The organism is Thioalkalivibrio sp. ALE10, from assembly GCF_000381385.1.
Classification (GTDB): domain Bacteria; phylum Pseudomonadota; class Gammaproteobacteria; order Ectothiorhodospirales; family Ectothiorhodospiraceae; genus Thioalkalivibrio.
The window spans coordinates 625,887-645,607 of sequence record NZ_KB906450.1; the positions used below are offsets into that span (position 1 = coordinate 625,887).

12 protein-coding genes are annotated in these 19,721 nt (G+C 68.9%); 6 read left to right on the forward strand and 6 right to left on the reverse strand.

The window, feature by feature from the left end:
• Positions 1-64 precede the first annotated feature (64 nt).
• From F788_RS0103180 to pmbA, 5 genes are all read left to right on the forward strand, one after another.
• The gene (locus F788_RS0103180; protein WP_019589231.1) at positions 65-3,907 is read left to right on the forward strand and encodes a YhdP family protein; all 3,843 of its coding nucleotides are present in this window, start codon (positions 65-67) and stop codon (positions 3,905-3,907) included.
• Between the two features lie 35 nt (positions 3,908-3,942).
• On the forward strand, positions 3,943-4,773 hold the full coding sequence (locus F788_RS0103185) for a carbon-nitrogen hydrolase family protein (protein WP_019021326.1): 831 nt from the start codon (positions 3,943-3,945) through the stop codon (positions 4,771-4,773).
• A gap of 109 nt (positions 4,774-4,882) precedes the next feature.
• Positions 4,883-6,322 carry a metalloprotease TldD gene (tldD, locus tag F788_RS0103190; RefSeq protein WP_018870124.1) on the forward strand — a complete coding sequence of 480 codons (1,440 nt, stop codon included), beginning with the start codon at positions 4,883-4,885 and terminating at the stop codon, positions 6,320-6,322.
• A gap of 59 nt (positions 6,323-6,381) precedes the next feature.
• Positions 6,382-6,642 (forward strand): hypothetical protein, encoded by a 261-nt coding sequence (locus tag F788_RS0103195; RefSeq protein WP_018870123.1) that lies wholly within the window; start codon positions 6,382-6,384, stop codon positions 6,640-6,642.
• 96 nt (positions 6,643-6,738) lie between these two features.
• Positions 6,739-8,112, forward strand: a complete 1,374-nt coding sequence (gene pmbA, locus F788_RS0103200) for a metalloprotease PmbA (RefSeq protein ID WP_019589232.1) — start codon at positions 6,739-6,741, stop codon at positions 8,110-8,112.
• Here pmbA and F788_RS0103205 read toward each other — a convergent pair whose 3' ends face one another.
• Positions 8,113-9,036 carry a diguanylate cyclase gene (locus F788_RS0103205; RefSeq protein WP_019589233.1) on the reverse strand — a complete coding sequence of 308 codons (924 nt, stop codon included), beginning with the start codon at positions 9,034-9,036 and terminating at the stop codon, positions 8,113-8,115.
• Entirely contained in the window at positions 9,033-14,111 is a 5,079-nt protein-coding gene (locus F788_RS0103210; RefSeq protein ID WP_196800558.1) for a PAS domain S-box protein, read from the reverse strand. Before F788_RS0103210 ends, F788_RS0103205 begins: the two co-directional genes overlap by 4 nt.
• Positions 14,112-14,325: 214 nt before the next feature.
• On the opposite strand from F788_RS0103210, the gene F788_RS0103215 reads away from it, so the two are divergent.
• Positions 14,326-15,648: a hypothetical protein gene (locus F788_RS0103215; protein WP_019589235.1), complete on the forward strand. Its 1,323-nt coding sequence runs from the start codon at positions 14,326-14,328 to the stop codon at positions 15,646-15,648.
• Positions 15,649-15,682: 34 nt separating this feature from the next.
• Here the strand turns inward: F788_RS0103215 and F788_RS0103220 are convergent, their stop codons facing one another.
• From F788_RS0103220 to purM, 4 genes are read right to left on the reverse strand one after another with little or no spacing between them, the layout of a single operon-like run.
• Positions 15,683-17,089 carry an NAD(P)/FAD-dependent oxidoreductase gene (locus F788_RS0103220; RefSeq protein WP_019589236.1) on the reverse strand — a complete coding sequence of 469 codons (1,407 nt, stop codon included), beginning with the start codon at positions 17,087-17,089 and terminating at the stop codon, positions 15,683-15,685.
• A gap of 8 nt (positions 17,090-17,097) precedes the next feature.
• Positions 17,098-17,937, reverse strand: a complete 840-nt coding sequence (locus F788_RS0103225; protein WP_019589237.1) for a DUF3108 domain-containing protein — start codon at positions 17,935-17,937, stop codon at positions 17,098-17,100.
• Positions 17,915-18,592 carry a phosphoribosylglycinamide formyltransferase gene (purN, locus tag F788_RS0103230; protein ID WP_019589238.1) on the reverse strand — a complete coding sequence of 226 codons (678 nt, stop codon included), beginning with the start codon at positions 18,590-18,592 and terminating at the stop codon, positions 17,915-17,917. Before purN ends, F788_RS0103225 begins: the two co-directional genes overlap by 23 nt.
• 5 nt (positions 18,593-18,597) lie before the next feature.
• Positions 18,598-19,659: a phosphoribosylformylglycinamidine cyclo-ligase gene (gene purM / locus F788_RS0103235; protein WP_019589239.1), complete on the reverse strand. Its 1,062-nt coding sequence runs from the start codon at positions 19,657-19,659 to the stop codon at positions 18,598-18,600.
• Positions 19,660-19,721: the final 62 nt, after the last annotated feature.

The window sequence follows — 19,721 nt, forward strand, 5'->3', positions numbered from 1 at the left end:
GTCCAGCGTGAATGCAGCGGAGCGAACCGGGTACGCCCGGAACAGGCTGCGCACGATCGCTCGGGTGCTGGTGCCTGCGCTGCTGGTCGTGATCCTGCTGCTGATGCTCGTGCTGCTGGGCCTGCGGCTGTGCCTGCCGCACTGGGACGGGTTGCACGAACGCCTGGAAACGGCCGCTTCCGAAACCTCCGGCATGCAGGTGCGGGCCGAGTCGGTGGAGCTGGGCTGGCGCGGCTGGACCCCCGAGCTGGTGGTGCGCGGGGTGCAGATGGTCGACGGCGATGCCGAGCCCCTGGAGGTCGAACGGGTCGGGGCCACCCTGGATCCGGTGGCGTCGTTGCGCGCGTGGGCGCCCCGCCTGCGGCTGCAGGTCATCGGCATGGAGGCCCGTCTGGTCCGCCAGGCGGACGGGCGGGTCACCTTCCACGGTCACACCATGGGCACCGGCGAGGGCGCGGTACTGGAACATGCGCTGGAGGCCTGGCCGGAGTTCGATGGCGAGGCGATCTCGCTGGTGTGGGAGGACCGCGTTGCCGGTATCACGTCGGCCGCCCGGCTGGAACGTCTGAGTTTTCGCAGCGCCGCGGATGGCGACGGCCTGCTGCGGCTGGCGGGCGCCCTGGACCCGGAGGCCGCCGGAAGCTTCGAACTGGGCGTGCGGATCCCGGCGTCCGCCGCTCGCGATGCCCGGTTCTTCCTCGAGGGCCAGAGCCTGGAGATCGCTCACTGGGCACCCTGGCTGGCGTATCTCGGCCTGCCGGCGATCGACGGCACCAGCGGGGCGCGGATCTGGGGTGACCTGGAAGACGGTCGCCTCACCCGCCTGCGCGGGTTCCATACCACCCGGCTGAACGGCGACGAGGACGCGCGCGAGCGCGAACTCGGACACCGCTTCGACTGGCACGTGGACGATGCCTGGCACCGCTCCGCCTGGACCGGCACGCGGCCCGGCTCCGGTGACCTGCGCATGCGCTATCGCCTGGAGACGGGGGCGCACGGCGCCGTGGTGGACCGGCTGGAGCTGGCCGCGCGCGGGCTGGATGCCGAGGTCTATGCCCCGTTCAAGCCTTTGCTGGATCATGCGGCGCCCGCCCTGGCGGACCCTGTGGCGCGCCTGCGTCCGCGCGGCCGCCTGGCGGACGGCACGCTGGTGGCGCGGCGCGACGACGACCGTCTGCGGATCCGCGAAGCGGAGCTCGATCTGCGCTCGTTCAGTCTGCGCACCGATGGCGACTGGCCGGGGGTGCGCGGCCTGGATCTGCGTGCATGGTGGGACGCGGAGACCGACGAGGCCGGCGCCACGTTCGATGGCGAACACCTGCGTGCGGAGTTCCCGCGGTTGCTGGGGGACGAGATCCTGTGGCTGGATCGCCTGCGCGGCGAGCTGCATGCACGACGGCATGCGCCGGACGACTGGACCGTGGCCGGGGAGGGGCTGGAGGTCCGGGCCGAGCAGGGGGCCGCCTCACTGCGCGGCGAACTGCGCCTGGATGGTCACGAACAGGGGCCGCTGCTGGCCATGGCGATGGACATTCATCATGCCGACGGGGCCTATGCCGCTCGCTATCTGCCCGAGCGCTATCTCCCGGCAACCACCTATCAATGGCTGGCGCGCAGCATCGTCGACGGTCGGGGGACCGGCGGGGGCATGGCCTACCGGGGTCGCCCGCGCGAATTCCCGTTTGCGGACCACCAGGGCGTGTTCGATCTGTGGGCCGATATCGAGGACGGAGTGCTGGACTATCAGGAGGGCTGGCCGCCGGCGGAGGAACTGGCGGGGCGTCTGTGGTTTCGCAACGAGGCCTTCCGCACCGAGGGTGCGCGGGCCCGCATCCTCGACACCCGCATCACGCGTGGCGATGTCACCGTGACCGACATGACCGGCGAGCCCGATCTCGAACTGGATGCGTCGGCCGACAGCAACGCGGCGGATCTGCTCGCATACCTGCGCCGGGCCGGGCTGGGCGACGAGCTGGCGGAGCTGCGCGACGGGGCCGAGGCCGCCGGTCCGGCCGGTCTGGACCTGCAGCTCCTGCTGCCGCTGGACAGCGATCGCATGGATGACCTGCGGGTGGCCGGTCGGCTGCGGCCGCAGGGGCTGGACCTGAACGTGCCGCAATGGCCGGTCGCACTGGACGGACTGCGCGGCGAGATCCGTTTCGATACCGCGGACCGGGTGCATGCCGAGGGGCTGGAGGCAGGGGTGCACGGCGAACGGGTGGCCCTGGATATCGACTGGCCGCTGGACGGCGAACGCGCCCGGCTGGGGCTGCGTGGTCCGCAGCCGATCGAGCCCTGGCTGGAGGGGATTCCGGAACTGGCGGCCCATGCCAGTGGCCGCGCCCATTGGGACGCGGAACTGAGCCTGGGGGGCGGGATAGACGGGATGCGCCTGGATCTGCGTTCGGATCTGGAGGGCGTGGCCATCGACTGGCCCGACCCGCTGGGCAAGGCGGAGGATCAGCGACGCGATCTGACCGTCTCCCTGCCGCTGGACAACCGGCGGCCGGCGGTGGGGGAGCTGGGTCTGGGCGATGTCCTGCACGCGCGGCTGCGCCTGCTGCCGCAGGACGAACAGCGGCCGGCGCTGCAGGCGCTGGCCCTGGGCCTGGGCCGGACCGCCGGCGATCCGCCCGGCCTGCCCTCGCAGGGCGCCGTGGTCGAAGGGCATTTTGCCGAGCTCGACGCGGGGGCCTGGGCGCGGGCCCTGCAGGCGGCGCCCTGGGCGGGCAACGTGCAGGTGGCCGGCCCCGGCACCGACGCCCCGGAGGAAGCGGTCACCGGCGTGCCGCTGAATCGCGTGGTCCTGCGTGTGGACGAGGCCCTGCACTGGGATGACCTGAGTGTGCCCGCGACCCGCCTGCGCGCGGTACGCGACCCCGGTGGCTGGCAGGTGGAAAGTCGCTCCGACTGGCTCGCGGGGACCCTGGGCTGGCGCCACGGCCTGAGCGACCGGCGGGATCACCTGCAGCTGGAGCTGGAACAGGTGCACCTGCCCGAGCTGGAACTGGGCGGACCGGACGCCGATTCGCCCCCCGAAGAGACTCCGGCAGCGGAGGGGGTGAGCGATCCGCGCAACTGGCCGTCGGTGCGGCTTGCCCTCGACAGTCTGCGTCTGGGCGATTACCGTTTCGCCGACATCCGTGGTGACCTGATCCCCGATGCCGACGGTCTGGCCCTGCGGGACCTGGTGCTGCGCAGTCCCGAGCCGGGGATCCGTGCGGCCGGCCGCGGCGGCTGGCATGTGGATGCCGGGGGGCGAGGCCGGAGTCGCCTGGAGCTCGATCTGGAGGGCGATGACTGGGGGCAGGGGCTGGATTCCAGCGGGCTGACCCGCGCCCTGCGTGGCGGTGACGGGACCGCCGAGGTGCAGCTGGAATGGCCCGGCGCTCTGTTCCGGCCGAGCCTGGCGCGCCTGCAGGGAGCCATGGAACTGACCCTGAGCGATGGCGAGCTTGCCGATGTCGAGCCCGGCGCCGGGCGGCTGCTGGGTCTGGTGAGCCTCGACCTGCTGCCGCAGCGGCTGCGTCTGGACTTCCGCGACCTGTTCGTCGAGGGCCTGGCCTTCAGCGAACTGCAGGGCAATGCCCGGCTGGCGGACGGCGTGCTGCATGTGCCGGAGCTCGGTCTGGAGACCGCCTCCGCGGCGATCCGGGTGCGGGGCGACACCAACCTCGTGGCACGCGAATACGACCAGGAAATCGTGGTCGTACCGCGACTGCGTACGGCACTGCCGATCGCGGGGGCCCTGCTGGGCGGCCCGGTAACCGGAGCCGCAGTGCTGCTGCTCGAACGCGTGCTGGGTATCGGCGATCAAATGGAAGAGGCGGCCCGGGTGGAGTATCGCGTGACCGGGCCGTGGGAGCGGCCGCGGGTGGAAACCCGGGTGGAACCGGCAGAGGACTGAACACTGATGAATCGGAATCACGACAAGGAGCGCGCATGACACCGGTGGCCGCCATTCAGATGGCATCCGGGACCCAGCCGCAGGCCAATCTGGCGGATGCCCGCCGGCGCATGGCCGAGGCGGCGGAGCAGGGCGCCCGCGTACTGGTACTGCCGGAGAACTTTGCCTTCATGGGGATGCAGGAGACCGATGTCCTCGACATCGCCGAGGCCCCCGACGGTCAGGGCCCGCTGCAGCGTTTCCTGGCCGAACAGGCGCGCGCCCTGGGGGTCTGGATCGTCGGGGGCACGCTGCCGCTGCGGGCGCCGGACGGCAGGCGCGTGCGCTCGGCGTGCCTGGTCTGTGACGATCGCGGCGAGGTGGTGGCGCGCTACGACAAGATCCACCTGTTCGACGTGCACCTGCCCGACAACAACGAGGCCTACACCGAGTCGCGGGTGTATCAGCCCGGCGACGAGGTGGTGACCGTGGACACCCCGGCGGGGCGTCTGGGGCTGGCGATCTGCTACGACCTGCGCTTCCCCGAGCTGTTCCGTGCGCTGCTGGACCAGGGTGCGGAATGGGTCGCGCTGCCGTCGGCGTTCACCGCGCAGACCGGCCAGGCCCACTGGGAGGTGCTGCTGCGGGCCCGCGCAGTGGAAAACCAGATGTACGTAGTGGCCGCGGCCCAGGGCGGTTTCCACGTGAACGGTCGCGAGACCTGGGGCCACAGTGCGGTGATCGACCCCTGGGGCCGCGTACTGGGGGAGCTGGGGCGCAACCCCGGGGTGCTGCTGGGGGAGATCGACGGCCGCGAGGTGGAACGCATGCGGACCGTGTTCCCGACCGTCTCGCATCGGCGTCTGGGCTGTGCCATTCCGGAGTGAGCCTGCCGGAGCGCGTGCGGGGTGCGAGAGCCCCCGCGGCTCGCGGGCTTGAAAGCGTTGCCCGGGCCCCAAGCATCATACTGACGAAAACGACCCAATCGAGGGATGCATGATCGACAACCTGGCCCGACAGACCCTGCTGGATCCCGCCGGTCTCGGCGAGTCCGAACTCTCCCGCCTGGTCGGAACGACCTTCGGCCAGGGCATCGACGGCGGTGACTGCTATTTCCAGTTCGCCTGCCAGGAGGGCTGGTCGCTGGAGGACGGGATCGTCAAGTCGGCGAGCTTCAACATCGAGCGCGGCGCCGGCATTCGCGTAGTGCGCGGCGAACAGACGGGCTTCGCGTATTCCGACGATCTCGCGATGCCCGCCCTGCTGGAGGCGGCGGGCACCGCGCGCAGCATCGCCCGAGCGGGCCAGAGCGGCGGCATGGCGGTGCAGGGGCGCACGCCCTCGCGCGAGCTTTACGTGCCCGACAACCCCATCGACTCCCTGGACGAGCAGGAGAAGATCGACCTGCTCAAGGAGGTTGACGCCGAGGCCCGCGCCGCCGATCCGCGCGTGACCCAGGTGATGTGCTCGCTGGCCGGCTCGCGCGAGGTGGTGATGGTGCTCAACGCGCGCGGCGAGCTGACCACCGACGTGCGCCCGCTGGTGCGCCTGAACGTCCAGGTAATCGTCGAGCAGGGCGGACGCCGCGAATCGGGCAGCTCCGGCGGCGGCGGCCGCTTCGGTTATCGCCAGTTGATCGAGAACGGTCAGGCCGCTGCGCATGCGCGCGAGGCGGTGCGTCAGGCGCTGGTGAACCTCGAGGCGGTGGATGCCCCGGCCGGCAGCATGAAAGTGGTCCTCGGTCCGGGCTGGCCCGGCGTGCTGCTGCACGAGGCGATCGGCCACGGCCTGGAAGGCGACTTCAACCGCAAGGGCACCTCCGCCTTCGCCGGACGCATTGGCGAACGGGTCGCGGCCGAGGGCATCACCATCGTCGACGACGGCACGCTGGCCGGGCGCCGCGGCTCGCTCAATGTGGATGACGAGGGCAACCCCACCGAGGAAACCGTGCTGATCGAGGACGGCATCCTGCGCGGCTACATGCAGGACGAGCTCAACGCGCGTCTGAGCGGCACGCAGACCACCGGCAACGGTCGGCGCGAGTCCTACGCCCACCTGCCCATGCCGCGCATGACCAACACCTACATGCTGGGCGGTTCCGCCGATCCCGAAGAGATCATCGGTTCGGTGGAAGACGGCCTGTATGCGGTCAATTTCGGCGGCGGTCAGGTGGACATCACCTCCGGGAAGTTTGTGTTTTCGGCCTCGGAGGCCTATCTCATAGAGAACGGAAAGGTGACGCGGCCGGTGAAGGGTGCGACCCTGATCGGTAACGGTCCGGATGTCCTGACCCGCGTGTCGATGGTCGGCAACGACATGCAGCTCGACCCCGGCGTGGGTACCTGCGGCAAGGAGGGGCAGGGCGTGCCGGTGGGCGTGGGCCAGCCCACGCTGCGCATCGACGGCATGACCGTCGGGGGCACCCAGGCAGCATGACCCGGCAGCGTCCGGGGCGTCACCGGACCGGATCTGGCGAGCAAGAAAAGGAGAGCCCCATGAATACCGATTTTCTGGAACAGGAACGCTCCCTCCCGGAAGGCCACGGCCACGACAAGGTGGTGCAGTGGCACGTGTTCCGGGCCCGCGACAAGGCCGAGGAGTTTGCCCGCCACGTCAATCTGGGCGAGGGCCAGGAGCTGATCGGCGGCTGGACCCGCGACAGCGTGGGCATGCTGTACTGGGTCGGCGTGCACGTGGATGACCTCGAACGCTGGGGCAACGTGGGCGCGGTCCACAAGCACGGCGCGCGCGTCTAGTCCGTCCTCGACACGGGGTCCGTGCCCGCCCCTGGTGGGGCGGGTGCGGACCCGTGGCTTTTTGTCTCCCCCATCGAACAACCGACCGGAATCCGCATGAGTCAACGTCCCGCAGTCGAGACCCCCGAAGCTGCCGCCCAGGCGCTGTCGCACAGCCCCGAATCCCTGCGCGCCCGCGTGCAGCAGGCGCTGGAAGAGGCGAAGAAGCAGGGGGCCACCGATGCCCAGGTGGTCGTCAGCCACAGCGTGGGCCTGGACCTGGGGGTGCGCAAGGGCGAGATCGAAACCCTGGAGCACGAACGCGACCAGAACCTGTCGCTGATCGCGCATTTCGGCCAGTCCAAGGGCGCGGCATCGACCACCGATTTCAGCGAGCAGGCACTGCTCGACACCGTCGAGGCGGCCTGCCGCATCGCGCGCTATACCGAGCCGGATCCGTATGCCGGGATGCCGTCGATCGCCTTCAAGGCGGTGGACTGGGAAGATCTGGACCTGGATCACCCCTGGGAGCTGTCCATCGCGCAGGCCACCGAGCTGGCGCAGCGCACCGAACAGGCCGGGTTCGACGCCGAGTCGCGTATCGAGAATTCCGAAGGCGCTTCGGTGAATACCCGCCGCGCGATGGCGTTCCTCGGCGACACCCAGGGCTTCATGGGCGGCTATCGCAGCACCCGCCATTCGCTGTCCTGCGCCCTGGTGGCGCGCGGCGATGACGGCATGCAGCGCGATTACGCCTACAGCGTCAGCCGCCGCGCCGCCGATCTGGGCATCCCCGAGGACATCGGACGCGAGGCGGCGGAGCGCACCGTGCGCCGGCTGGGCGGGGAAAAGCTCTCCACCCGCAGCTGCCCGGTGCTGTTCGCCCCGGAGATGGCGCGCACCCTGATCGGCAGCTTCACCCGCGCGATCTCCGGCCCGGCCCAGTTCCGCGAGAGCTCGTTCCTGCTGAACGCCCTGGACGAACGCATCTTCCCCGAATGGATGCGCATCGAGGAGCGCCCGCTGACCCCGCGCGGGCTGGGCAGCGCGCCGTTCGACGGCGAGGGCGTGCAGACCCGCAACCGGCCGCTGGTGGACCGCGGCGTGCTGCGCAGCTACACCCTCGACAGCTACGCCGCCCGGCGCCTCGGCCGCGAGACCACCGGCAACGCCGGCGGCGCGCGCAACGTGACGGTGCGCCCGGGGACGCTGGACGCCCCGGGCATGCTGCGCGAGATGGGCACCGGGCTGCTGGTGACCGAGCTGATCGGTCAGGGCGTGAATCCGGTGACCGGCGACTACTCGCGCGGTGCGGCCGGGTTCTGGGTGGAAAACGGCGATATCGTCCATCCGGTGGAGGAGATCACCATCGCCGGCAACCTCAGGGACATGTTCCGCGCCATCGTCGCCACCGGTTCCGACGTCGACTACCGCGGGAACATCCGCACCGGCTCGATCCTGATCGAGTCGATGACCGTCGCCGGGGAATAATCAGCCCCCGCAGCAGCGGTTGCGGCCGGCGTTCTTCGCCCGGTACAGGGCCGCGTCGGCCCTTGCGAGCACCGACTGCGCGTCGGCTCCGGGTTCTCCGACGGGGTCGAGGGTCGCGGCCCCCAGGCTCACGGTCACCACCTGGCTCGCAGCGGAATAGCCATGCGGCAGGGCCAGCTCCTCAACCGCGTTTCTCAGTTTCTCGGCGACCTCCAGCGCACCGGATGTCGGCGTCCCGGGGAGCAGGGCCACGAATTCCTCGCCGCCATAACGGCACAGGGTGTCCCCGGGCCGGTTCAGCGTCCGCGCAAGTGTTTCAGCGACCTTCTGCAGGCAGCGATCCCCGGCCCCGTGCCCGTAATGGTCGTTGAAGCCCTTGAAGTGGTCGATGTCGAGCATGATCAGTGACAGGGGTTCCCCGTCGCGCTGACTGCGGCGGGTCTCCCGGTCCAGGTGCTCGTCGAAATAGCGACGATTGGGAATGCCGGTGAGGCCGTCGAGCATTGCGTACTGTTCCAGCAGGTCGGTCCTGCGCTTGAGCTTCACGTGCGTGTTCACACGGGCGCGGACGATGGCCGGATTGAAGGGCCGGGTGATGTAGTCCACCGCGCCCAGGTTCAGTCCGTGCTCTTCGTCGCGCGCGTCGTCGAGCGCCGTGACGAAGATAATGGCAATGTCGCTGGTGTGCGGGTCTTCCTTAAGACGACGACAGACCTCGTAGCCGTCGATGCCGGGCATCTGGATGTCCAGCAGGATCAGGTCGGGGCGTTCCGGGGCACCCTCTGCGGCCAGCGCCAGGGCCTTCTCGCCGTTGTTCGCAACCCGAATGCGGTAATCGTCCTTCAGAAGGTGTCCCAGCGCCTGGATGTTGGTCGGTTCGTCGTCGACCAGCAGCAGGGTCGGCTTCGGTTCATCGTGGTTCATGTAATGTTTCCTTGATCAGGCCCCTGCCCGGGTGTCAGCTCGTCGAGGGTTTGCAGGGCCTCATCGAATGCCATGCGTTGTACCTGCGCTTCCAGTCTCTCGCAGTCCAGACCGCGACCCCGCAGCCATGCCAGGGCCTCGCGCAGGGTTTCCTCTTCGATCAGTTCGCTGGCTTCCAGTTGCTGGCGCAGGGTGGCGACCGCGTGCATCGAACCAGCCGCATTGTCTTGTGCAATGTCGGGAAGGTCTGCGAGCGATTGCGCGGCTTCCCGGAATGCGGTTTCCAGCCGATGTATGAGCCCGGCGGACACCGGGTCGCCGTCCTTGATCAGGCGGTCGATCTGTTCGGCCAGGGACTGCAGGGTCGTGGCGGCGAGGGTACCGGCGACCCCCTTCAGGTTGTGCGCGAGCCGGTGCGCCTCGTCGTCCCGCGAGGCGCGCAGGTGGTCGATCAGCGGCTCGTAATCAGAGACCAGTCGGTCCCGGAAGTTGTGCAGCTGCCGGGAGTAAAGGGCCGCATCGCCGCCGAAATGCCGCAGGCCCCTTGCCGGGTCGAAGCCCGGCAGCGTGGCGGGAAGAGCGGGGGAGGAAGAGTCTTCCTCTTCTTTGCCGGGCGTGGGCTCCGTTGTGGAGGCGTCGAGATGGCTCGCGAGTGCGGCGTAGAGTTCGGTGCTGTCGACGGGTTTGCCGAGGTGTCCGTTGACCCCGGCATCCCGCGCGCGTTGGCGGTCTTCTTCCATGACCGCTGCCGAGAGGGCCAGAACGGGGCCCGTGTAGCCATCGGCCCGCAGGCTCCGGGTTGCATCGAAACCGTCCATTACGGGCATCTGCAGATCCATCAGCACCAGATCGGGCTTTTCCGCGCGCACGGCCTCGACCGCCTCGGCGCCGTTGTCGGCTGTGGTTACGCGGGCGCCGGTTTTTTCAAGAAGCTCCCTGCCCACTTCCTGGTTGATCTCGTTATCTTCCACCAGCAGCACACGATGGCCGCCCAGCTTCGGCACCCGGGCTGCCTGCGGAGCACGATCAGGGGGGCCGCCACCTTCTGCCCGCACCAGGGCATCGTAGAGTGATGAGGCGGTGATCGGCTTGGCCAGGTAGTCGGTGGTCAGCCCTTCAGGCAGGGTGATTTCATCCCGGGCGTAGGCGCTGACCATCAGGATCGGGGGCCGCGTCCGCTTCAGTTCGCCGCGCTGGCGCAGGCACTCGAGGGCTTCGCAGGTCTCGCTGCCATTCATGCCGCCCGGCATCATCCAGTCCATCAGGATGAAGTCGAACGGCTCGCCGCGGCGTTCCGCCGCCACCACCTGCTCGACGGCGGCCTCGCCACTGTCGGCCTCCTCGGTGAAGTAATGGCAGTGGTGCAGGAGTTCGCGCATGATCTGCCGGGCACTGGCCTGGTCGTCGACGATCAGCACCCGGCGGCCCGCGGTCTCGGGGCACTCGACAATCGCCTGTCGGTCCTGGCCCAGCGGCAGGGTCAGGGTGAAGGCGAAGGTGCTGCCCTCGTCGGGGACCGACTCCACCTCCAGTTTGCCGCCCATGGCCTCCACCAGGCGTCGGCTGATCACCAGCCCCAGGCCGGTGCCTCCGTACTTGCGGGTGGTGGAGGTGTCGGCCTGGCTGAAGGGGCGGAACAGCCGGGCGAGCTGCTCCTCGCTCATGCCAATACCGGTGTCGCGTACAAAAAAGCGCAGGGTGGCCTGGCCATCCGTCACCGGCCCGGTCGCGCGGATCCCGAGCTCCACCGTCCCGCCGCGCTCGGTGAACTTGGTCGCATTGGCGAGCAGGTTGCCGAGCACCTGAGACAGGCGCAGGTCGTCGCCAACCAGGGCGCGCGGCAGGTCGGGCTGGACGTCGTAGAGCAGTTCCAGTCCCCCGGCGTGGGCCTTCTCGCCGAACAGCGTCGCCATCTGCTCGACCACCTCGCCGAGTCTGAAGTCGCGCGCTTCCAGCTCCAGCTGGCCGGCCTCGATCTTGGAGAAGTCGAGGATGTCGTTGATGAGGCCGAGCAGCATCCGCGAGGATTGCTGGATCTTGTGCACCTGATCGCGCTGCTTCGCGTCCAGCTCGGTCTGTTCCAGCAGCTGGCTCAGGCCGATGACCGCGTTCATCGGCGTGCGGATCTCGTGGCTCATGTTGGCCAGGAACTCGCTCTTGGCGCGGCTGGCCCGCTCCGCCTGCTCGCGTGCCTGCTCGGACTGCTGCTGGGCCTGCTTGATCTCGGTGAGGTCGTCGTAGACCGCGACGATCTCGCCGGAGGAGAGGCGGAAGATCCGGTTCTCGCGCCAGCCGGCGATGCGCTCATCGTGGTACTGGGAGATCGGCATCAGCTCCGGCTCCCCGGTCCGCGCCACCCACTGTAAGGCCTGCAACAGCCCCATCTCGCGGGCGCCGGGAAAACACGCGGTGAGGCGACGGCCGAGGACCGCGTCGCGTGTGGTCCGGTCCATCTGCGCCGCCGCCGGGTTGTAGTCGATGAACACGAAGTCCTCGCCGTCGTCCACCGGGCGGTAGACCGCCACCCCGCTGCCGGTCTGCTCGAATATGCCGGCGAAGCGCTCCCTGGATTCGCGCAGGGCCTGTTCCGCATTCCGGCGGTCGGTGACGTCGCGGATCAGACAGGCGAAATGTCCGGGCTCCGGCTGGAAGGCCGTGGTGGAAAAGTACCGTCCAAGCTCGGCGGCATAATCCTCGATGGTGTGGTTCTCTCCGGTCAGTGCGACGCGTCCGAAGTTTTCGATCCAGTGTGATTCGACTCCGGGAAGGATTTCGCGCACACGCCGGCCGACCGTCGTTTCGGCTTTCAGTCCGGTGAGTTGCTCGAATGCGGGGTTGACCGCGAGATAACGGTAATCCACCGGGTTCCCGTCGTCGTCGCAGATGATCTCGTGCAGGGCGAAGCCGTCCTGCAGCTCGCGGAACAGCATCTGGTACTGCTCCTGCGCGCGCTGCTGTTCTTCCAGCAGGCGGATCTTGTTCCGCGCCAGCTCGACCAGGCCGGCAACCGAGGCGAGAAAACCGAGTTGCTGCTCGTCCGGTTCCGGCTGACGGTCCAGCCAGTTGAGGACCAGCAGGTGGAAACCGCTCTGGCGGAAACCGAACGGATACCACAGCAGGGTTCCGATACCCATTTGGTCGTGCAGGATGCCGGTCGCGCCGTCCGCAACCAGGCTCGGGTGGGGCGCGTCTGCATGACTGTTCATCCAGCCCTGGCGGTTACGCATCTCGCGCAAGCCGTTGCCGAATACTGCCAGCGGGTAGGTGCCGATCGACGGCGTGATGGCAGGCCGTTCGGGATTGAGCCATTCCTCCCGGCCGGTGACCAGCTCGCGTTCGAAATCGATGTCGTAGACCAGCGCCCGGTCGGCACCCAGGGCCTCGCCCAGACTGCGGCAGGTGGTCTCCAGGATCGCCCCGACATCGTCCTCCGCGGCAATGGTATGGGCGATGGCGTCCACGGCTGTCCGGTGCCGACGCGTTGTCGACTCGATCTCGGCGGCGCGGGCCTCGGCCTGCTTCTGTTCGGTGATGTCGAGGATGAAACCGTCCAGCCAGGCGACCCCGCCCTGTTCGTCACGCACGGCGATGCCCCGTTCCTGGGCCCAGCGAATGGAGCCGTCGCGATGCCGGATCCGGTACCGGGTCTCCCAGGGCCGGTCGTCGGCGACGGCCTCCGCGACGGTCTGGTCGACCCGGTCGGCATCGTCGGGGTGGATCAGCTGTGCGTACGAGACGACGGTGTTATTGATCAGCTCCGCTGCGTCATAACCCGTCAGCGGGTCGGCTGCCCGGCTCATGAAGAGCATGGTCCAGGCGTCATCGTACAGGCAGCGGAAGGTGATCCCGGGGATGTTCTCCACCAGCGAGGCAAACTGGTTGCGTGCGTCTTCCAGTTCCTGGCGGGTCCGTTCGATATCGGAGATGTCCTGGATGATCGACCAGATCACCTCGCGTCCGTCCGGCGTCGTGGTCCTGAAGCCGTGGAGCAGGACCGGATAGCGTGAACCGTCCTTGCGGATGTACTCCTTCTGGAACGGCCCGTAGCGGCCGGCGCGCTGCATCGATTCGAGCATGGCCTGTTCGTCGGCCATGTATTCTTCGGGAGTAACCTCGAAGTAACTCAGCTGCAGGAATTCTTCGCGCGTATAGCCGGCGGGCTCATTAATGGCGGCATTGAAATCGAGGAATTCACCGGTGGCGAAGTCGTTCATGGCGATGCCGACCGGCGAGAGCTCGAACAGGCCACGGAATTTCGCTTCCTCGGCGGCGAGCCGCTGGCGGTTGGCCTCCTCCTCGCTGATGTCGCGGTTGACGCCCACGACCCGCATGGCCCGGCCGGCACTGTCCCGGATGACCTGGGCCTGACCGTGCAGGGTGCGTATGGTCCCGTCATCGGCGCGGCGAATGGTGATCCGGAGGTCGAATGGTGCGTCGGATTCAACGGCGGCCCGGAAGGCGGCCACGGCCGTATCCCGGGAATCCGGGGTCAGTGTCCCGGCCCAGTCCTCGAAGGCATTCCCGAACTCGGCGGGGTCGATGCCGTAGAGGCGGAACATGCCGTCGTCCCATTCCAGGTGGCCGCTGGCCATGTCGTAGTCCCAGATCCCCAGGCCGGCTGATTCCGTGGCCAGGGCCAGGCGCTCGCGGCTGCGCTCCAGCGCCCGACCGTCCTCCTTCACCCGGGAGATGTCGCGGAAGACCGCGAGGAACAGGGGCTTCTCCTCCTGTGTCAGCAGCACCACCGAGACCCGTACGTCGATGATCCGGCCGTCCTTGCGGCGGTGTCGGGTCTCGAAGTCATCCCGTCCCTGCACAAGGATCCACTCGATGTGTTCGGCGATTTCTTCCGGGGTCTTCTGCGCGTCGAAATCGGTGATGCGCAGGCGATGGAACTCCTCGGCGGTGTAACCGAGCTGCTCGTGGGCCAGCCGGTTGAATTCGGTCGGCCGACTGGTTTCTGGATCGATCAGCACCGTGGCGTCGGGATACAGCTCGAACAGCGTGCGGAAACGCTCCTCGCCTGCGATCGGGGTCTGCGGAGCATCGCCGTCACCGATGGGGGGAGTCGTCATGCCCTGGTTCACGCGCCTGGCTGAGTGTGATGAAAGTCTCGCGCATTCCGGGGGCGGGTGCGAGAACCCGTTCGCAGCGGTCGGTTCCTCTCCGCTCATGGGGGGCGTCGGCGATACGGTTCCGGCAGTATGAACCGGCATCACCTGAAGGGAGGGGAGAAACATGCAGGATTCAACCCGGAGACAGCGCGGACCCGTACGGCGCGCGGGGATCGTGGCCGCGTTCGTCGGACTGGCGGCGGGGGGCGCGGTGGCCGCACCGCCGCAGGACATGGGCGAGGCTGCACGTGATTTCGTCGCAGCGGAAGGGTATTGCCGGGTCGAGAGCGGAGAGATACCGGACCTGTTGCGAGAGCGGCTGCCGCCGGAGCAGCGCGAATCGGTGCGGCCGTTCGAACGGGCCGGGCCGTGGACCGTGCCCGTCCTGCTGCTGGAGGGCCACGAGGGCCCGGCGGAACCGGCGCGTTACCGGATGCAGGCGGGCTTCGAGTGGATGGAGGGTAGTCCGCCCGGGCGGATGCGGGATCTGCATTTCGTGCAGATCGACCGTTTTGAACCTCCGGACGAGGACGCCGGCGACGGTAACGACGGCGGGGCGTGGGACGGGGTCTCCTGGCGCATGGTGATGAGCCCGATCCAGGGGTTCCCGGGTCACGTGGTCGCGGCCTCGCGCCGGAGCCTGGACGCATCGGCCATCGAACAGGCCCGCTGCCTCGAGCAGGCCTGTACCGATCCCGAACCGCTGGGTGACCGGGTCACGCAGTGGCGTGACAACGGCGAGGAGCTGTGGGATTTCGTCCCGCCATCGCTGCCCTCAACGCCGGAAGTCGGTCCGGACCCGGCATTCCTGCTGGGGTCCCTGCTGGATACCCGGCCGGGACAGCTGGAGGCCCGCGAGAGCGTCGGCTTCGCCGAGCCCTTTGCCGAGGCGGTGGTGGAGGTCGGGCTGGAGGAGCCGGGCGGCGTGGATATCCTGCTGCGCGACGGCGACCTGATGGACCACGAGCTGGAGGCGATCTGGCAGCGCCTGAGCGTCGGGCCGGACGCACAGGTCCGCACCGCCTGGGCGGTGGACCGGCGCCCGCCGCCGCCATGGCTGGAGGAAGATGACGCCCAGGATGCCACCCCGGATGACCCGGACGACGCCGGGAAGGACGGGCGGGATGCCGACGCCGGCAAGGGCGGCCAGCCCGCCGGTGCACTGCAGGGTTCGTGGCGTGCGGCGCTGGTCGAGGGTGACGTGCCACTGGCGTATTTCAGCCTGTTCCACGGCCGCGGCGAGACCCGCGCGCAGGGCGATTTCCTGATGGGCAATGCCCGCGGGCCCGGGCTGGACGGGGCCAGCGGTGATCTGGATTCGGTGGAGCTTGCCGCAGACGGGGACCGCGTGGAACTGGTGTGGAACCCAACCCCGGACCGGCAGGAGAGTTACCACCTGGAACTCGAACGCCTGGATGCGGACACCTGGGAGGGCCGCTTCCATGCGGCGCGCTATCCGCACGAACATGCGGTGCGGATGACGCGTCGCGGGGATTGAGACGGCCGGCCGGCGACGGGCGCCGGCCGGCGGGTCACAGGTCGAAGATCTCGGCCTTCAGGCCCCACTTGGAGGCCAGGGTCTCGGTGGCGTTGAGGAACTCCTCGGCGCGGGCCGGGTGGTTCCACTGGCCCTTCGCGATCCAGTTGAGCGCGGTGTCGCGATCGGGGGCCAGCGACAGGATGTGGATCAGCTCGCCGGCGTCACCGCCGATGACCTCCCCGCCCAGCAGGCCGCCGGTGTCCATGTCGCCGATCAGGCGAACAAAGCCCTCGGGCTCGTCCTGCCCCAGGGCGCGTGGCGAGGTCTCGAACGCGGCGAAGCCGACCGCGGGTTCCAGCTCTTCGTCCTCGGCATCGTCCTCGTCCATGCCCAGGCGCGCCATCTCCACCGCCGAATAGATGGCGATCGGCACGTAGCGTTCGTCCTGCTCGCGGGTGTTGCCGGTCTGGATGTTCTCCACCGCGATGGTGGCATCGGCCAGCGCGTGGTTGGCGGTCTGCCATTCGCTGGCCACGTCGCCGATGGCATAGATGTGGTCGACGTCGGTCTGCAGCGTGGCGCGCCGCTGCACGAAACCGCGCGCGTCCGTCTGCACGCCGACGCCTTCCAGGTTCAGGTCCGCGGTATGCGGCGTGCGGCCGGTACCCAGCAGGACCCAGTCGACCTCGTGGCGCCCGCCGTCCTGATCGGTGATGACGACGCCGTTATCGGTGGTCTCCACGCTCTCGTAGCCCTTCACCCGGATCGGCTCGACGCCGTTCTCGCCCAGCTTGTCCTTCAGCGTCGACAGGGCCTGGGGGCTGAACTTCTGGCCGTTCAGGGGCTGCGAGCGGGTCAGCCAGGTCACTTCCTTGCCAAGCATGGAGAAGATGAAGGCGAATTCGGTGGCCACCACGCCGGAGCCGATGATCGCCACCCGGCGGCCCTGCGGCGGACGCTCGTCGAACAGCATGTCGGTGGTGATCACCCGCCCGGGGACGGCCTCGAACGGGGCGGGCACGGTGGCGGTGGCGCCGGTGGCGATGATGGTGTGCTTCGCCTCCAGGGTCTCGCTGCCGTCGGCGCCCGTGACCTCCAGGGTGCTGGCGTCGCGAAAGCGGGCGGTGCCCTCGCGGTACTGGATCTTCAGGTGCTTCATGTATTCCAGGTAGGAATCGCGCACCGAGGTCACGACCTCCTTCTGATGGTCCCAGGCCGGGTCCATCTCCGCGCTCAGCGAGCCCCGGATGCCGCGGCCCTCGAAGTGGCGCTGGGCGGCCACGGTGCGCGCGGTGTGGTACCAGTCCTTCTTGGGCACGCAGCCGCGGTTGAGGCAGCAGCCGCCCCAGGTGTCCTTCTCGATGATGACGACGGAGAGTCCGCGCAGGGCGCCGAGGACGGCGGCGCGATAACCGCCGGGGCCGCTGCCGATGATGGCCAGGTCGAAGGTTTCGCTCATGGATGTGCTCACGGATTGGGGTCTTCGGTCAGGTCGATGATGGGTTCGTGCCATTCCAGCGCGGTCAGTTCGAGTTCGAACACGCGCCCCCCGGCTTCGTAGTCGAAGCGCACGGGGATGTGGTTCAGGTCCGGGGCGAACCAGGCGGCGAGTTCGACATCGCCGTTGTCGCTGCGGCGGACCACGCGCACGGTGTCCAGCGAGCCGATGCCGGAGTCCACGGTCTCCTCGCCGTCGCGGCGGAATTCGTATTCGCGCAGGCGGTCGCGCTCCAGGGTGCGGATGCGGACGGTGTCGCCGGTGACGCCCAGTTCGCCGGTTTCCAGCTGCTGCATCATCATGTACAACGAGCCAAGGAAGTCGAGGGTGCCTTCGGGCACGTCGAGCGTGAACCGCTCGCTGTCGATGTGGCCGATGGCCTGCTGTTCCTCGTGGTCCAGGCGGGTTTCGACTTTGCGCTCGTCGCGCGGGGTGACCTGGTGGGAGCGCGACGAGATCAGGTGCAGGCCGGAACCATTGGTGTTCAGCAGCGATTCGCGGCTGAGTTCGAAACGCCCGAGTACGCGCAGGAATCCGGTCACGTGGGCATCCATCGCCATGCGCGTGCGGAGGTCTTCGTGGTTGAGGCTCATGGAGGCATTCAGCGTGCTGGCCATGGCCGTGGCCTCGAAGCTGGCGGTGAACGGCGGGATCCGCGACGCATCCGCCGGGTCCGCGTTGCTGTCGGCGGCAGGGGCGGCGGTCGGGAACGCCGTTGCGAGGATCGCGGCCAGCGCCAGGACGAGACCGGTCAGCAACCGCGCCGTGAAACGCCGTCGTGCGGCGTCAGGACGATTCACCTGGGGCATGGGAAGTCACCTCGTGATCGAGCTGCAGGGGCGCCTCCAGCGGGGCGCCATCGTACCGGATCGTGGGTTCCGACCACTGAATCCGCCCTGAACACACCAGCCCGGCTGCTGCGGGGTAGAGGCGGTGCTCGGCCTGCTGCACGCGCGCACTCAGGGAGGCTTCGGTGTCGTCGGCCAGAACCGGGACCCGTGCCTTCATGATAACCGGTCCCCCGTCCAGTTCCGGCGTGACGAAGTGCACGCTGGCGCCGTGTTCGGTCTCGCCGTCGGCCAGGGCGCGGGCATGGGTGTCCAGTCCGCGGTACTTCGGCAACAGTGACGGGTGAATGTTCAGCAACCGTCCGGTAAAGCGTTCCACGAATCCCGGGGTCAGGATGCGCATGAACCCGGCCAGCAGCACCAGGTCCGGTTCGAACGCCTCGATGGTTTCGGCCAGAGCCGCGTCGAACGGTTCGCGCCCGGCGTAGTCGCGGTGGTTGAGGACCTGTTCCGGGATGCCGCGGGCGCGCGCGAACTCGAGTCCGCCGGCGTCGGGGCGGTTGCTGATCACGCCGACCACACGGCCGCTGATCTCGCCGCGTTCACAGGCGTCGATCAGGGCCTTGAGATTGCTGCCGCGCCCGGAGATCAGCACGACCAGCCGTTGCGGGGCCATGCCTGTCATCCCGCGGTGTACACCACGCCGGGTTCGTGTTCCGCACACTCGGCCACCACGCCAATCGGCCAGGCCGGGACGCCGGCGGCGGCCAGTTCCGAAGACACCGCTTCCACGCTCGCCTCCGGCAGGATCAGCGTCATTCCGATCCCGCAGTTGAAGGTCAGCAGCATCTCCTCGTCGGCGATGCCGCCCTGCTCCTGCAGCCAGCGGAACACCGCCGGCCACTGCCAGGCGCGGGTGTCGATGCGCGCGTGCAGGGTCTCGGAGAGCAGCACGCGCGGGAGGTTCTCGGTCAGGCCGCCACCGGTGATGTGGGCCGCCGCGTGCACCGGATGGTGTTCCATGACCTCCAGCAGCGGCCGGGCATAGATGCGGGTGGGTGCCATCAGGGCCGCGCCCAGGGTCTCGCCGTCACCCCCGGGCAGCGGCGCGTCGAGGTCCGCCTGCACGTGTTCCAGCACCCGCCGGATCAGCGAGTAGCCGTTGGAATGCGGGCCGCTGGAGGCCAGCCCCAGGATCACGTCGCCCGCGGCCACCTGACTGCCGTCCAGCAGCTGATCCTTTTCCGCGATGCCGACCGCGAAGCCGGCGACGTCGTAGTCCTCGCCCTGGTACATGCCGGGCATCTCGGCGGTCTCGCCGCCGATCAGTGCGCAGCCGGCCTGTTCGCAGCCCTCGGCGATGCCGGTGATGACATCGCCGGCGATGTCGATGTCGAGGTGGCCGGTGGCGTAATAGTCGAGGAAGAACTGCGGCTCGGCGCGCTGAACGATGATGTCGTTGACGCACATCGCCACCAAGTCGATGCCGATCGAGTCGTGACGATCGGTCTGCTGGGCGAGCCGCAGCTTGGTGCCCACCCCGTCGGTGCCGGACACCAGCACCGGGCGGCGGTAGCGGTCCACGGGCAGTTCGAACAGCGCGCCGAAGCCGCCCAGGCCGGCCAGGACCTCGGGGCGCAGGGTGCGCTGCGCGTGCGGCTTGATGCGTTCGACGAGTTCCGACCCGGCGGCGATGTCGACGCCGGCCTCGCGATAGGTCAGACCGGAAGAGGATTCGGACATGGGCAACGTTCCCGGAAAAGGGCCTTCTGGCGGGCCGCGACGCTGCCCGTGGGCAGGCGCGC